The 1171-nt window shown below is 69.9% G+C and carries 1 protein-coding gene; it reads left to right on the forward strand.

The window, feature by feature from the left end; genetic code table 11:
- Positions 1-135 precede the first annotated feature (135 nt).
- Positions 136-1170 carry an IS630 family transposase gene (locus ABZ463_RS41615; RefSeq protein WP_362785748.1) on the forward strand — a complete coding sequence of 345 codons (1035 nt, stop codon included), beginning with the start codon at positions 136-138 and terminating at the stop codon, positions 1168-1170.
- The last annotated feature ends 1 nt before the right edge of the window (position 1171 follow it).

The following is a 1171-nucleotide window of genomic DNA, read 5'->3' on the forward strand; positions in this document are numbered from 1 at the left end:
CTAAGCGCCTATCCAGAAGTTCTGCGCGTAACCAGGTGTGAGATCGCCGGGGCATAAGGGCGTTGACACGGGCCTCGCCGGGGGTTGGATCGAGGTTGCCACAACGTCCACCCCACCGGCGAGGTCGTGGTCAGTATGCGCCCTCCTGTCGTGTTCGCCAATGCTCCGGCCACCTCGATCGAGCACCTGCAGGCGGAGTTACGGGGACACTGGCGGCAGGCAACGCGGGCGGTGATGGTGCTGCTGTCGCTGCATGGGCTGTCGGCGGTGCAGATCGCCGACCTGCTCGGCTATGACCCGGGCACGGTCCGCCGCTGGATCGACCGGTTCAACCGCCGCGGGGTGGCCGACCTGGCCGACCGGCCCCGTCCGGGTCGCCCGCGCCTGGGCGGCCGACGGCTGACCAGGCGCATCGCCGCCTTGCTGGCCCACCCGGGACCGTGGACGATCCCGCGGCTGTGGCGGTTGCTGAACCGGCCCCATCTGAGCCGCCACGCCCTGTATCGGCGGGTGCGGCTGGTGGCCGTCTGGCGGCGACCCAAGCTGATCGCCCGGGGCGATCCCGACCGCCGACGCGTGCTGGCCGACATCACCGCGCGGCTGCGTGCCCTGCCGCGCGGGGCGGTGGTGTGGGCCGCCGATGAGACCCACGTGCACCTGCTGCCGCACATCCGCGCCAGTTGGACGCTGCGCCCATGCCGCCCGGAGGTCGTCACACCGGGCAAGAACCGGCAGGTCACCGTGCTCGGCGCGCTGGAGATGACCACCGGGCGGTGGGTGTATCGGCTCGGCCGCCGGTGCGCGGCCGACTTCCTGCGCCTGCTCGATCAGGTGATCGCCGCGTTCCCGGCCGCCCCGCACATCGTCGTGATCTGCGACAACGACAGCATCCACCACGCCGGGATCGTCACCGCCTACCTGGCCGAGCATCCTGGCCTGGAGCTGCTGTACGGGGCGCGCTACAGTCCGCATGACAACCCGGTGGAGCGCATCTGGGCCGTGTTGAAGGCGTTCATCGCCAACACTGCCGTCACCTGGCCCGGCCGCCTCAGACAGATCCATGCCTTCTTCCGCGCCCGTTCACCGGATCAGTTGCTGACCGCCGCAGTTCCATGGACCAGCCCTTGGCTCCCGGCTGGTTACAAGCGGAACTTTTGGAATGCCGCTTAGT

It is taken from the genome of Streptosporangium sp. NPDC020145 (assembly GCF_040631275.1).
Lineage (GTDB): Bacteria > Actinomycetota > Actinomycetes > Streptosporangiales > Streptosporangiaceae > Streptosporangium.